Source organism: Streptococcus sp. 45, assembly GCF_900108865.1.
Lineage (GTDB): Bacteria > Bacillota > Bacilli > Lactobacillales > Streptococcaceae > Streptococcus > Streptococcus ruminicola.
This window is the reverse complement of the sequence record NZ_FNXZ01000001.1, coordinates 372,537-385,442: the sequence shown is the minus strand read 5'-3', so window position 1 is coordinate 385,442 and position 12,906 is coordinate 372,537. Positions and strand designations below refer to the sequence as shown.

At 38.1% G+C, this 12,906-nt stretch carries 13 protein-coding genes and 1 tRNA gene; 12 read left to right on the top strand and 2 right to left on the bottom strand.

Annotated elements, in window-relative coordinates; all coding sequences use genetic code 11:
* Nucleotides 1-3: 3 nt before the first annotated feature.
* Both BMX18_RS01850 and BMX18_RS01845 read right to left on the bottom strand, forming a co-directional pair.
* A complete protein-coding gene (locus BMX18_RS01850) occupies nucleotides 4-249 on the bottom strand; it encodes a type B 50S ribosomal protein L31 (RefSeq protein ID WP_021142736.1) in 246 nt (81 codons plus the stop codon).
* A gap of 158 nt (nucleotides 250-407) precedes the next feature.
* Complete coding sequence (locus BMX18_RS01845) at nucleotides 408-1,349, bottom strand: DHH family phosphoesterase (RefSeq protein ID WP_074868060.1); 942 nt, start codon at nucleotides 1,347-1,349, stop codon at nucleotides 408-410.
* Between the two features lie 178 nt (nucleotides 1,350-1,527).
* Here BMX18_RS01845 and BMX18_RS01840 point away from each other — a divergent pair, with 178 nt between their 5' ends.
* From BMX18_RS01840 to gyrB, 12 genes are all read left to right on the top strand, one after another.
* Nucleotides 1,528-2,679, top strand: coding sequence for an iron-containing alcohol dehydrogenase (locus tag BMX18_RS01840; protein ID WP_074564065.1), 1,152 nt, complete (start codon nucleotides 1,528-1,530; stop codon nucleotides 2,677-2,679).
* A gap of 130 nt (nucleotides 2,680-2,809) precedes the next feature.
* Nucleotides 2,810-3,829, top strand: a complete 1,020-nt coding sequence (add, locus tag BMX18_RS01835) for an adenosine deaminase (RefSeq protein ID WP_074868057.1) — start codon at nucleotides 2,810-2,812, stop codon at nucleotides 3,827-3,829.
* A gap of 41 nt (nucleotides 3,830-3,870) precedes the next feature.
* Nucleotides 3,871-4,314: a flavodoxin gene (locus tag BMX18_RS01830; protein ID WP_006532664.1), complete on the top strand. Its 444-nt coding sequence runs from the start codon at nucleotides 3,871-3,873 to the stop codon at nucleotides 4,312-4,314.
* Nucleotides 4,315-4,398: 84 nt separating this feature from the next.
* On the top strand, nucleotides 4,399-5,784 hold the full coding sequence (sufB, locus tag BMX18_RS01825; protein ID WP_074602419.1) for a Fe-S cluster assembly protein SufB: 1,386 nt from the start codon (nucleotides 4,399-4,401) through the stop codon (nucleotides 5,782-5,784).
* A gap of 84 nt (nucleotides 5,785-5,868) precedes the next feature.
* Entirely contained in the window at nucleotides 5,869-6,576 is a 708-nt protein-coding gene (locus BMX18_RS01820) for a TVP38/TMEM64 family protein (protein ID WP_093814841.1), read from the top strand.
* A 34-nt stretch (nucleotides 6,577-6,610) separates the two neighbouring features.
* Complete coding sequence (locus BMX18_RS01815; RefSeq protein WP_093814839.1) at nucleotides 6,611-6,898, top strand: chorismate mutase; 288 nt, start codon at nucleotides 6,611-6,613, stop codon at nucleotides 6,896-6,898.
* A 13-nt stretch (nucleotides 6,899-6,911) separates the two neighbouring features.
* Entirely contained in the window at nucleotides 6,912-8,132 is a 1,221-nt protein-coding gene (locus BMX18_RS01810) for a chloride channel protein (protein ID WP_093814838.1), read from the top strand.
* 145 nt (nucleotides 8,133-8,277) lie between these two features.
* Entirely contained in the window at nucleotides 8,278-8,625 is a 348-nt protein-coding gene (rplS, locus tag BMX18_RS01805; protein WP_021142699.1) for a 50S ribosomal protein L19, read from the top strand.
* A gap of 57 nt (nucleotides 8,626-8,682) precedes the next feature.
* Nucleotides 8,683-8,754: transfer RNA gene (locus BMX18_RS01800), tRNA-Arg, on the top strand.
* 235 nt (nucleotides 8,755-8,989) lie between these two features.
* Nucleotides 8,990-10,201 (top strand): FtsW/RodA/SpoVE family cell cycle protein, encoded by a 1,212-nt coding sequence (locus BMX18_RS01795; RefSeq protein WP_074626473.1) that lies wholly within the window; start codon nucleotides 8,990-8,992, stop codon nucleotides 10,199-10,201.
* Nucleotides 10,202-10,353: 152 nt separating this feature from the next.
* Complete coding sequence (locus BMX18_RS01790) at nucleotides 10,354-10,914, top strand: HAD-IA family hydrolase (RefSeq protein ID WP_074868643.1); 561 nt, start codon at nucleotides 10,354-10,356, stop codon at nucleotides 10,912-10,914.
* The gene (gyrB, locus tag BMX18_RS01785; protein WP_074560621.1) at nucleotides 10,915-12,867 is read left to right on the top strand and encodes a DNA topoisomerase (ATP-hydrolyzing) subunit B; all 1,953 of its coding nucleotides are present in this window, start codon (nucleotides 10,915-10,917) and stop codon (nucleotides 12,865-12,867) included.
* Nucleotides 12,868-12,906 lie beyond the last annotated feature (39 nt).

Below are 12,906 nucleotides of genomic sequence, written 5' to 3'. Positions count from 1 at the left end.
TTCTTATTTTGTGAAACCGTATTTTTTGTTGAAGCGATCCACACGACCATCTGCTTGAGTGAATTTTTGGCGACCAGTGTAGAATGGGTGAGAATCTGATGAGATTTCCACACGTACAAGTGGGTAAGTAGCGCCTTCAAATTCTACAGTTTCGTCAGAAGCTTTTGTAGAACCGCTAAGGAATTTGTAACCAGTAGTTGTGTCCATGAATACTACTGGACGGTATTCTGGGTGGATATTTTGTTTCATTGTTAAAAGATTTCCTTTCTGCCATGGTGATTTTTTACGCACCATAGTTATTTTAACTTCTATAGTTTATCAAATAATGCGATATTTGACAAGACTTTTGTGCAAATTAATTGAATTGAAATATAATTGTTAAAAATCGCTCTACAGCAGGCTTGAGCTTAGTTTTTTGAGGCTAGTAAATCTTTGATTTCTTGATAGATTTGCTCGTTTTCCTCAAGGCTGTAAGAATTGGCTCCGCTGGCAAGTGGGTGCCCCCCACCGTCGTGGCGTTTAGCAATCTCGTTGATGACTTGTGTTTTACTACGCAAGCGAACACGGTAGTTACCGTCAGCTTGCTCAACGAAAATCGCCCAAGATTGAACACAATCAATACGACCTGGAGCACCAACGATAGCAGAAGTTTCAGCTTCAGTGACATTGTATTTTTTCATAGTTTCTTGCGTCAACACCACACGCGCAGCTCCATTATCATCAACTTCTAAGTTATCATAGACAAAGCCTTGAAGTTTCGCAATTTTAAATGAAATAGAATCCATTTGGCGAGCAAGACTTGAAAAATCAAAGTCATATTCGCGAAGTTTACTTGCAATCATGAAGGTTTTGCTGCTTGTAGCTGGGTATAAGAAACGTCCTGTGTCTCCAACAATACCAGAGTATAGAAGACGTGCAGCTTCGCTAGAAACTTTTAGACCAGTTGAAAAGGCGAAGTCTGAGATGATTTCGCTGGCACTTGATGCTTTAGTGTCTACATAGAGCAAGTCACCATAAACATCATCGTTAGGGTGGTGATCAATCTTAATAAGGAAATCACCATTTGTGTAGCGGTCATCATCGATACGAGGAGTATTTGCTGTATCTGTAACGATAACCAAAGCACCGTCGTAATCGCTGTCAGACACTTCATCCATTGTCGTAATCCATGCAAGAGTTGGCTCATCAAAACCAGTTGCCAAAACTTTTTTTGCTGGGAAATTATGTTTGATGAGTTCACGTAAACCAGCTTGGCTACCTAGAGCATCTGGGTCAGGTCTTTGGTGACGGTGAATGATAATAGTATCGTAAGCTTTAATTTTTTCTAAAATTTCTTCAAATGTATTCATATCTAAATTCCTTTGTAAGCTAGAGATTTACCCTATTATAGCATGAAATGACCGCGAGGTGGTAATGAGGATTTTTGAAATAAATCCAAGGTTTTATTTTTAATTTTTAGAAGCAAAGTGCTAGAATAATATATGTAAACGTTTTCTAAAAATAAAAAATCATAAGGAGGCTATGCTCATGTCAGTATTTTATGTTCCATCTCAAAACCTTATTGGTCGCGGAGTGGTTAAAGAAATTGGTGGTTACATCAAGAAATATGGTTATAAGAAAGCTCTTTTGGTAACTGACCATTTTATTGCTAAGAGTGATATTTTGCCTAAAGTAACGGCACCGCTTGATGCTGAAAACATTGACTATGTTGTCTATAGTGATGTTGACCCTAACCCAACCGTTAAAAACGTTGAAGAAGGATTAGCAGCCCTAAAAGAAAATGGTTGTGATTTCATCATTTCTCTTGGAGGAGGTTCCCCTCAAGATGCTGCCAGCAGTATGTCCATCCTAGCTACTAATGGGGGTCGTCCTCAGGATTACGAAGGCGTTCATAAATCAGAAAAAACAGGCTTGCCTGTCATTGCCATTAATACAACGGCAGGAACATCAGCTGAAATTACCATTAATTATGTTATCACTGATGAAGAACGTAAAGTCAAAATGGTTATGGTTGATAAAAATAGCTTGGCTTTGATGTCAGTCAATGACCCAGAATTAATGGTTTCAATGCCTAAGTCATTAACTGCAGCAACTGGTATGGATGCATTAACTCACGCTATCGAAGCATTGGTAACACCAGGTGCTTATGCTGCAACGAAAAAACTTTCAGTTGGTGCGATTGAGTTAATCAAAGAATATTTGCCACGTGCAGTTGCTGATGGTCATGACCTTGAAGCGCGTGAAGCCATGGTTAATGCTATTTTCTTAGGTGGTATGGCATTTAACAATGCAGGGCTTGGTTACGTGCATGCGATGGCTCACCAACTTGGTGCGGTTTATCATTTGCCACATGGTGTTTGCTGTGCGATGATTTTGCCGATTGTAGAACGCGAAAATGCCAAACATGTTCCAGCAGCTTTCCGTGATGTGGCTAAAGGACTAGGGCTTCATACCGAAGATAAAAGCGACCAAGAATGTGCCGATTACGCTATTGCAGAAATCGAAAAATTGTCAGCAACCGTTGGTATTCCTAAGAAATTGACAGAACTTGATATCAAGGAAGAAGAATTCGACTTCGAATTTCTTTCTAAAAACGCTTTGCTTGATGCTTGCGCACCAGGCAATCCATTTATGCCAACCCTTGAAGAAACAATCGCACTTTATAAACAATTATTTTAAGTCTTAATGGAGAAAGTAAAGAGATAAACCATGAAAATATTCTGGTTTATCTTTTTTTGGTAAAAATTCTTTGCAAAGTTAAAAGAATATGTTAAGATAGTAGCTAAAAAATTTAATTAGGGAGGCTAACTTGGATACAAGAGCATTAAAAGATTTGGCAAAAGCAGAACTACATTGTCACTTAGATGGTTCTCTTTCACTAGGGGCGATTCGTCAATTGGCAGAGATGTCGAATATTCCTGTTCCAGAATCTGACAAGGAATTGAAAAAATTGGTAGTTGCACCCGCTGAGGCAGAATCTTTGATGGATTATCTTAAAGCATTTGATTTTGTTCGTCCACTTTTGCAGACTAAAGAAGCTCTTCATTTGGCAGCATATGATGTGGCTAGACAGGCTGCGCAGGAAAATGTGATTTACACTGAAATTCGTTTTGCACCTGAGTTTTCGATGGATGAAGGTTTGACAGCATCTGAGACTGTAGAAGCGGTTCTTTCAGGGCTTAAGCAGGCAGAAGCAGAATTTGGGATTGTAGCCAAAGTTCTTGTTTGTGGAATGAGGCAATCACCTGCACATGTGACACGAGATATCTTTGACCATGTTGTTTCCTTAGCGGAAAAAGGGTTGGTTGGTTTTGACTTTGCAGGAAATGAACTAGATTTTCCACCTGCAGAATTAGAGGCTATTATCAAGCACACTCAGGAGTTAGGACTTCCTTTGACATTTCACGCTGGTGAGTGTGGTTGCGCTCACTATATTGCAGATGCTATCGCCCTTGATATCAAGCGCCTTGGTCATACCACAGCCATTTATGACCAACCTGGATTGATTCAAGAATTTGTCAAAAAAGGAGTGACAGCTGAGTTATGCTTGACAAGCAATCTCCAAACCAAAGCTGCGAAATCTTTAGCTGAGTTTCCTTTTCTTACTTTGAAAAATGCTGGTGCTAAGATTACCATTAACACCGATAACCGTACGGTTTCTGACACTAACTTAACAAGAGAATACGCGCTCTTTGCCAAACACTTCGGCGTTGGCATCGATGATTTTCTAACATTTAATAAAAATGCTATCCAAGCATCCTTTACAACAGAAGCCCAAAAAGCTGATTTATTATCGAAAATTGACAATTTATATAAAACATTTCTGTAAAAATATGCTACAATAGTGGTAATTTATGTTTGGAGGGAACTATGGCTTTAGTTAAGATTGTCTATGCCAGCATGACAGGAAATACTGAAGAAATTGCTGACATTGTTGGAAATAAGTTCGAAGAACTTGGACACACTGTCGAAGTAGACGAATGTACAACAGTTGATGCAGCTGATTTTGAAGATGCTGATGTTGCGATTGTTGCATCATACACATACGGTGATGGTGAATTGCCAGATGAAATCGTTGATTTTTACGAAGATCTTGCAGATGTTGATTTGACAGATAAAATCTTCGGTGTTGTTGGATCTGGTGATACTTTTTACGATTACTTCTGTAAAGCAGTTGACGAATTTGAAGCACAATTTGCCTTGACTGGTGCAACAAAAGGTGCGGATTCAGTTAAAGTTGACTTAGCTGCAGAAGATGAAGATATTGCAAATCTAGAAGCTTTCGCAGAAACTATTTCTGAAAAAGTAAACTAAATAAGAAACTGAGGTTGGAGTGTGCTCCAATCTCTTTTTTTCTCTTCCTTTCATAAAGATTTTTTTATAAAGTGAGGTGTCATTATGACTAAAAATAGAGATTACGATTATGGTTTTCACGATGATCTTACTCCGACTTATTCGACGGGTAAGGGGTTAACAGAAGAAATCGTGCGAAATATATCTGCTTACAAGCATGAACCCAAATGGATGCTTGATTATCGTTTGAAGAGCTTGGAGTTGTTTTATAAACTTCCTATGCCAGATTTTGGACCAGATTTATCTGGAATTGACTTTGATGATGTCATTTATTTTCAAAAGTTAGCAGATAAGAAGGTTAATGACTGGGATGATGTTCCAGATAAGATTAAAGAAACTTTTGAGCGTTTAGGGATTCCACAAGCAGAGCGTGACTACCTTTCTGGTGCTGTAGCTCAGTACGAGTCTGAAGTGGTTTATCATAATATGAAAGAAGAGTTCCAAAAACAAGGCATTATTTTCACTGATACTGATACGGCTTTGCAAGAATATCCTGAACTATTTAAAGAGTATTTTGGGAAAATTGTTTCAAATAGTGAGCATAAATTTGCCGCTTTAAATGGTGCTGTTTGGTCAGGTGGAACTTTTATTTACGTGCCAAAGGGCGTGCAGTGTGATATTCCAGTACAGACTTATTTTCGTATTAATGGTGAAAATGCAGGACAATTTGAACGTAGTTTGATTATTGTCGACGAAGGAGCTTCAATTCAATACATTGAAGGTTGCACCGCTCCCAATTACACAACCAATAGTCTTCACGCAGCAACGGTAGAAATTATTGTCAAACGTGATGCTAGTTTTCGTTACACGACCATGCAAAATTGGTCTGATAATGTCTACAACCTAGTAACTGAACGTGGTAAGGTCGAAGAAAACGGCATGTTAGAATGGATTGATGGTAACCTCGGAAGTAAGGTCAATATGAAATATCCATGTTCGATTTTAGACGGTCCACACGCCAAAACGTCAGTGCTTTCCATGGCATTTGCCAATTATGGTCAACACCTAGATGCTGGCTGTAAAGTTTATCACAATGCTCCACATACCTCATCAACCTTGATTTCAAAATCAGTGGCTAAAGATGGCGGAAAGACTGACTATCGTGGTTCAGTTTACTTTGGCAAGCATAGTGAAGGCTCAAAATCACACATTGAATGTGATACAATTTTAATGGATGATTTATCAAGTTCAGATACTATCCCATTTAATGAAATTCATAACTCAAATGTATCTTTGGAACACGAAGCTAAGGTTTCAAAAGTTTCTGAGGAACAACTCTATTACATGATGAGTCGAGGAATTTCCGAAGAAGAAGCAACAGCCATGATTGTTAATGGCTTTATGGAGCCGATTACCAAAGAACTTCCTATGGAATATGCCGTTGAAATGAATAGTTTGATTACTATGAGTATGGAAGGTTCTGTTGGATAAATGTTTGAAAATTCTAAAAAATAATCTTTTTATCACTTGAGTCTTCTTGTCAAGCTATAAACTTTTCTTTATAATGGAAACGATATGAAAAAACATGAGTACAAATATGGTCAGCTACGCAAGTTATTAGTAATTCTTGGTTTGCTTAGTATTTGTGGCTATTTTATGATTTATGTCATCAGGCACTGGCAATTGATTGTTTCTTTTTGGCAATCTAGCTCAAAGACAGCTTTGACACAGTTTTTGATGCAGTTACGAACAAAAAATCTGCTGAATATCACTATTTTGCTATTTTTGACAGCTCTGACAGCAGCCATTCCTTTTATGTCGAATGCGATTTTTGCTATCTTTAATGGCTTGATTTACGGACCTGCTATTGGATTTTTGATGAATCTCTCAGCAAATGTTCTTGGAAATTTTCTCTTTGTCAGAGTTCTGGAAATGATTGATTTGAAGGACAATGATAGCAAGTTGAAGAAACATTTTGCAGGATTAAAAAATGTCATCAATGCTGTTGAAAATCAAGAACTAGGCATTATGCTAGGTTACATGATTCCTGTGATTCCAACCCTGCTGATCAATTATCACGTGGCAAAAATCAAATTGCCTTGGTGCAGATGGGTTCTCTACGTTACAATCGGAGTATTGCCGAGTAGTTTATTGTATGCCTTAGGTGGTGATGCGGTCGTCGCAGGAAATCTAAGACTGATTATTGTACTGCTTGTTATTTTTATTGCCATTAGCTTATTGGGAACTTATTTCAAACGAAAAAAGAATAAGTCATTTTTATAGTAAAAATTCAAAAAAAGATAAGGATAGAGAAAAAATGTCAGTAAAAGATTTGGATGTTATCCGTCAAGAAATTGATCAAGTGGATCAGGAATTAGTAGCACTTCTTGAAAAACGCATGACCTTGGTGAATCAAGTAGTAGCATATAAAAAAGCTACTGGAAAGGCTATTTTAGATACCAGTCGTGAAGATGCTGTCTTAAAAAAAGTTGCTAGTCGTGTTCAAAATAAAGCTTTTGAGGCAACATTAGTTGATACTTTTGCGGATATTATGAAAAATTCTCGCGATTATCAAGCTAAACAATTAAAGGCTGATTTAGATTAAGAAGGTAGCTCTAATGATTAAAAAGTTAAAAGATAACCAAGATTATTCTTATAGTGTCCTCTTAAAAGTTATCGGCGCAAGTTTTCTTATTGGGATTTTAATAGGTTGTGTCGATACTGTATTTGGTCGCGTCTTGTTAATGCTTAGTGCTTTTCGAACAGAAAAATTCAATTATGTGATTCCATTTTTGGGACTAATTGGGCTTGTTATTGTTTTTCTTTATCAAAAAGCGGACAGTCGAGCTAGCAAAGGAATGGGGCTACTTTTTGCGGTGAGTCAAGGAGATGAAAAGAAAATTCCCTTGGTCATGTTACCTTTGGTAACTGTAGCAACTTGGCTAACTCATCTTTTTGGAGGAAGTGCTGGTCGTGAAGGTGTTGCTGTCCAACTTGGGGCGACGATTTCACATGCTTTTAGCAAGTTTTTCTCTTTTGAAAATAGCTCCCGCTTGTTTCTTGTAACGGGTATGGCAGCTGGTTTTGCTGGTTTGTTTCAAACCCCTTTAGCGGCTGTCTTTTTTGGACTTGAGATATTAGTTCTTGGAAAATTGCAATTACCAGCTCTTTTGCCAATGACAATTGCTTCATTTGTGGCAAGTGCAACATCGCACGCATTAGGATTAGAGAAATTTGCCCACTTTATCAATGTTTCACTAACCTTTAATGCTTGGCTGTTTTGCAAACTTGCTTTGCTAGGACTTATTTTTGGACTAGTCGGCAATGCCTTTGCTGCTTTACTTGCCTATGCTAAGCAAAAAGCCAAAGAAGTTATGGATAATCCCTACTATCGAATTTTGTTTGGTGGGATTGTGCTTAGTCTTCTTTTCTTGATGTTGTATCATGGGCGTTATTCAGGTCTTGGAACTAATCTGATTGATGCAAGTTTTTCTGGGAAAGACATTTACTTTTATGATTGGCTTTTGAAGTTGGTCTTGACTGTGGCAACTTTGGCAATTGGTTTTCAAGGTGGCGAGGTCACACCGCTCTTTGCCATCGGGGCTTCACTTGGTGTTGTTTTAGCAAATGTCTTTGGTTTACCAGTTGAATTCGTCGCCGCAGCTGGCTACATCAGTGTTTTCGGAAGTGCTACAAATACGCTTTTGGCTCCAATCTTTATTGGTGGAGAAGTCTTTGGTTTTGTAAATTTACCACATTTTGCTTTGGTTATGATTTTTGCTTACAGTCTTAATCGAAACTACTCTATTTACACAGGACAAGAAGTTCTAGACTTCTAGAAAAAAGCTCAAAAAAGTCAGCCATTTTACTTTACAGTTATGGTGATTTTTGATAAAATACGAAGAGTGTGTAATGGACGCACTAAAATACGGCTAATCCGCTGGGACAAGCACCTAATGATTAGTAAGATAGGAGAATAAATAAATGAATCCATTAATTCAAAGTTTGACTGAAGGTCAACTACGTACTGACATCCCTGCATTCCAACCTGGTGATACTGTTCGTGTTCACGCAAAAGTTGTTGAAGGAAGCCGCGAACGTATCCAAATTTTCGAAGGTGTGGTAATTTCACGTAAAGGTCAAGGGATCTCAGAAATGTACACAGTTCGTAAAATTTCAAGTGGTATCGGTGTTGAACGTACATTCCCAGTTCACACTCCACGTGTAGAAAAAATCGAAGTTGTTCGTCACGGTAAAGTACGTCGTGCTAAACTTTACTACTTGCGTGCATTACAAGGTAAAGCTGCTCGTATTAAAGAAATCCGTCGTTAATTTTGACGATAAAGATTCGATAATAAAAATCTGTCCTTGCGACAGATTTTTTCATAGCTCCCCTTAGTTCAATGGATATAACAACTCCCTCCTAAGGAGTAGTTGCTGGTTCGATTCCGGCAGGGGAGAGAAGAGGCGAGTTTATTTAGGTCGTTCAGACTGAGCTAAATTGACTTGCTTGACCGGTAAAAGACTGAGCCTAATAGGGTTCAGTTTTTTTAGTTTTCTTGAAAATGTACAGGAAAATCCCTGAAAAATGCAGCTTAAATTTTTCTGAAAAATTCTCGTATTTTCACCAGGTTTTTTCCTCAATTCTAATTAAAAAATGATATAATATTTTTTGACTAGAAACGAAGGAAGTAAGATGGCAAGAAAAAAATATTCTATTGATAGTCGAATCGACTATTCTGTAATTTTACCTGTTTTTTTTCTTTTGCTAATTGGTTTGGTAGCCGTTTATATTGCAACGTCAAATGACTATCCTGGAACAATTGCAAAAGTAATGACACAACAAGGTGTTTGGATCTTTTTAGGGTGTGTAGTTGCCTTTGTTGTTATGCTCTTTAGTACTGAATTTTTATGGAAAGTCACCCCTTATTTGTATGGCTTGGGCTTGGCTTTGATGATTTTACCTTTGATTTTTTATAGTCCAGAATTGGTAGAATCAACCGGTGCCAAAAACTGGGTAACCATTGGGTCAGTAACCTTATTTCAACCTTCCGAATTCATGAAGGTCTCTTACATTTTGATGCTAGCTCGAGCATCGATTTGGTTTAGACACAAAGTACCAGAAGATAATTTAAAAAATGATTGGAAGCTTCTTGGAATCTTTGCTTTGATTACCTTGCCGGTCATGGTGTTATTAGGTTTGCAAAAAGACCTTGGGACAGCCATGGTATTCTCTGCTATTCTAGCAGGTTTGATTTTATTGTCAGGAATTTCTTGGTGGATTATCTTGCCTGTTGTAATTGCGGTAGCAGTGATTATCGGAGGTTTTCTAGCCCTTTTTCTATCACCGCATGGCAAAGATATTTTCTATGGCTTGGGGATGGATACCTATCAAATTAATCGTATTTCAGCTTGGTTAGATCCATTTTCATACGCTAAATCAATTGCTTACCAACAAACTCAAGGTATGATTTCAATTGGTAGCGGTGGGCTTAGTGGTAAAGGTTTTAATGTTATTGACCTTGCTGTTCCAGTTCGTGAAAGTGACATGATTTTCACAGTTATTGCTGAAGATTTTGGATTTGTTGGCTGTGCTGTTGTCATGACCTTGTATCTTGTTTTGATTTATCGCATGATTCGTGTGACTTTTGAGTCAAACAACCGATTCTACACTTACATTTCAACTGGATTTATCATGATGATTTTGTTCCATATTTTTGAAAATATTGGTGCTGCTGTTGGTATCTTACCTTTGACTGGTATTCCATTGCCATTCATCTCACAGGGTGGTTCATCATTGATTACTAACTTGATTTGTGTTGGTTTGATTCTCTCAATGAGTTATCAAAATAATTTGCACCATGAGCAAGAGGTTGAAGAACATTTCAGACGAAGTGAACGTTATTAAAAAAGGTTTTGGAAAATTCTTCCAAGCCTTTTTTATTGGCTAAAAAGTTGTTTTTTCAGTCAAAAAATAATTTGAAAATTTTGTTCTCTGGTGTTGGAAATTGATGAGGTAGAGACTATAAAAAAATGTAAAATTGTGATATAATATTGGTTATGAATTACCATGATTATATCTGGGATTTGGGTGGCACTTTACTCGATAATTACGAAATGTCCACTCAGGCTTTTGTGAAAACTTTAGCTGATTTTGGCTGTCAAGCATCGCATGATGATGTCTATGAAAAGCTGAAGGAATCAACAGATGCCGCTATTAAAAAATTTATCCCAAACCAACCACAATTTTTGAAAGCATATAAAGCATTAGAAGCCGATTATTTGAAAACACCGGTTCTTTTTACAGGCGCCAGCGAGGTTTTGCAGGTGATTGTGGCTAGCGGTGGGAGAAATTTCTTGGTTTCTCATCGAAATAAACAAGTCCTTGATATTTTAGAAAAAACAAAGGTACTTCCTTATTTCACTGAAGTCGTGACATCAGAAAGCGGCTTTGCTCGTAAACCAAGTCCAGAGTCAATGTTATACCTCAAAGAAAAGTATAAGATTGACAATGCTTTGGTTATTGGAGATCGTGAAATTGATAAAGAAGCCGGCCAAGCTGCTGGCTTTGATACCTTGTTAGTTGATGGAAAAAAATCCTTATTGGAGATAGTGAAGTAAATGACGGAAGAAAATAAAAATTTAGCAGAATTAGCGAAAGAGTACGACGCCAGTCAGATTCAGGTCCTAGAGGGACTTGAAGCTGTACGCATGCGCCCAGGAATGTATATCGGTTCAACCTCAAAAGAAGGATTGCACCACTTAGTCTGGGAAATTGTCGATAACTCAATCGATGAAGCCTTGGCAGGATTTGCCACACACATTGAGGTTTTCATCGAGAAAGATAATTCTATTACAGTTGTCGATGATGGGCGTGGTATTCCTGTCGATATTCAAGAAAAAACAGGACGTCCAGCTGTTGAAACGGTCTTTACAGTCTTGCACGCCGGTGGTAAATTCGGTGGCGGCGGTTATAAAGTATCAGGTGGTCTCCACGGGGTAGGTTCATCTGTTGTTAACGCCCTTTCAACACAATTGGATGTGTCTGTTTATCGTGATGGTAAAATTCATTACCAAGAATACCGTCGTGGTCATGTTGTCGATGATTTGAAAGTTATTGGTGATACAGATCGTCACGGTACAACCGTTCACTTCACTCCAGACGGTGAAATCTTTACGGAAACAACAGTATTTGATTTTGATAAATTAGCTAAACGTATTCAAGAACTTGCTTTCTTGAACCGTGGTTTGCGTATCTCAATCACTGACAAACGTGAAGGTATTGAACAAGAGCAACATTATCACTACGAAGGTGGTATCTCAAGTTACGTTGAATTTATCAACGAAAACAAAGATGTTATCTTTGATAAACCTATTTACACTGATGGTGAAATGGATGGTATCTCAGTTGAAGTTGCTATGCAATATACAACTGGTTACCACGAGACAGTGATGAGCTTTGCTAACAACATCCATACACACGAAGGTGGTACTCACGAACAAGGTTTCCGTACAGCATTGACACGTGTGATTAATGATTATGCTCGTCAAAATAAATTGCTTAAAGAAAAAGACGATAATCTAACTGGTGACGATGTTCGTGAAGGGTTGACAGCAGTTATCTCTGTTAAACACCCAAATCCACAATTTGAAGGGCAAACCAAAACAAAACTTGGTAACTCAGAAGTTGTCAAAATTACCAACCGTTTGTTTAGCGATGCTTTTGGACGTTTCTTGTTAGAAAATCCTCAAATTGCTAAGAAAATCGTTGAAAAAGGAATTCTTGCTTCTAAAGCGCGTATCGCTGCGAAACGTGCACGTGAGGTAACACGTAAGAAATCAGGTCTTGAAATTTCAAACTTGCCTGGTAAATTGGCAGACTGTTCTTCAAACGATGCGACAATGAATGAATTGTTCATCGTCGAAGGGGACTCTGCGGGTGGTTCTGCAAAATCAGGACGTGACCGCGAGCACCAAGCAATTCTACCAATTCGTGGTAAAATCTTGAACGTTGAAAAAGCAAGTATGGATAAAATTCTTGCTAACGAAGAAATCCGTAGTTTGTTTACAGCTATGGGAACAGGTTTTGGAGCAGATTTTGATGTGACAAAAGCTCGTTACCACAAACTAGTTATCATGACCGATGCCGACGTCGATGGAGCTCACATTCGTACTCTGCTTCTGACATTGATTTACCGCTTCATGCGTCCGGTATTGGAAGCAGGATACGTATACATCGCACAACCACCAATTTATGGTGTTAAAGTGGGTAGTGAAATTAAAGAATACATCCAACCTGGTGCTAATCAGGAAGTTGAACTACAAGCAGCAATTGAGCGCTATAGTAATGGACGTTCAAAACCATCTGTTCAACGTTACAAAGGACTTGGTGAAATGGATGATCACCAACTCTGGGCAACAACAATGGATCCAGAAAATCGTTTAATGGCACGTGTCTCTGTTGATGACGCTGCCGAAGCAGATAAGATTTTTGATATGCTTATGGGAGATAAGGTTGAACCACGTCGTGAGTTCATTGAAGAAAATGCGGTTTACAGTACGCTTGATATTTAATCGAATATTAACATAAAAATACTGCACACAATCTCTAAG

Bases quoted from the DNA above. Each gene is read 5' to 3' on its own strand.
- rplS (WP_021142699.1), top strand. From the start codon at position 8,278: ATGAATCCATTAATTCAAAGTTTGACTGAAGGTCAACTACGTACTGAC.
- BMX18_RS01810 (WP_093814838.1), top strand. From the start codon at position 6,912: ATGATTAAAAAGTTAAAAGATAACCAAGATTATTCTTATAGTGTCCTC.
- BMX18_RS01850 (WP_021142736.1), bottom strand. From the start codon at position 249: ATGAAACAAAATATCCACCCAGAATACCGTCCAGTAGTATTCATGGAC.
- BMX18_RS01795 (WP_074626473.1), top strand. From the start codon at position 8,990: ATGGCAAGAAAAAAATATTCTATTGATAGTCGAATCGACTATTCTGTA.
- gyrB (WP_074560621.1), top strand. From the start codon at position 10,915: ATGACGGAAGAAAATAAAAATTTAGCAGAATTAGCGAAAGAGTACGAC.
- BMX18_RS01830 (WP_006532664.1), top strand. From the start codon at position 3,871: ATGGCTTTAGTTAAGATTGTCTATGCCAGCATGACAGGAAATACTGAA.
- sufB (WP_074602419.1), top strand. From the start codon at position 4,399: ATGACTAAAAATAGAGATTACGATTATGGTTTTCACGATGATCTTACT.
- BMX18_RS01815 (WP_093814839.1), top strand. From the start codon at position 6,611: ATGTCAGTAAAAGATTTGGATGTTATCCGTCAAGAAATTGATCAAGTG.
- BMX18_RS01790 (WP_074868643.1), top strand. From the start codon at position 10,354: ATGAATTACCATGATTATATCTGGGATTTGGGTGGCACTTTACTCGAT.
- BMX18_RS01845 (WP_074868060.1), bottom strand. From the start codon at position 1,349: ATGAATACATTTGAAGAAATTTTAGAAAAAATTAAAGCTTACGATACT.
- BMX18_RS01840 (WP_074564065.1), top strand. From the start codon at position 1,528: ATGTCAGTATTTTATGTTCCATCTCAAAACCTTATTGGTCGCGGAGTG.
- BMX18_RS01820 (WP_093814841.1), top strand. From the start codon at position 5,869: ATGAAAAAACATGAGTACAAATATGGTCAGCTACGCAAGTTATTAGTA.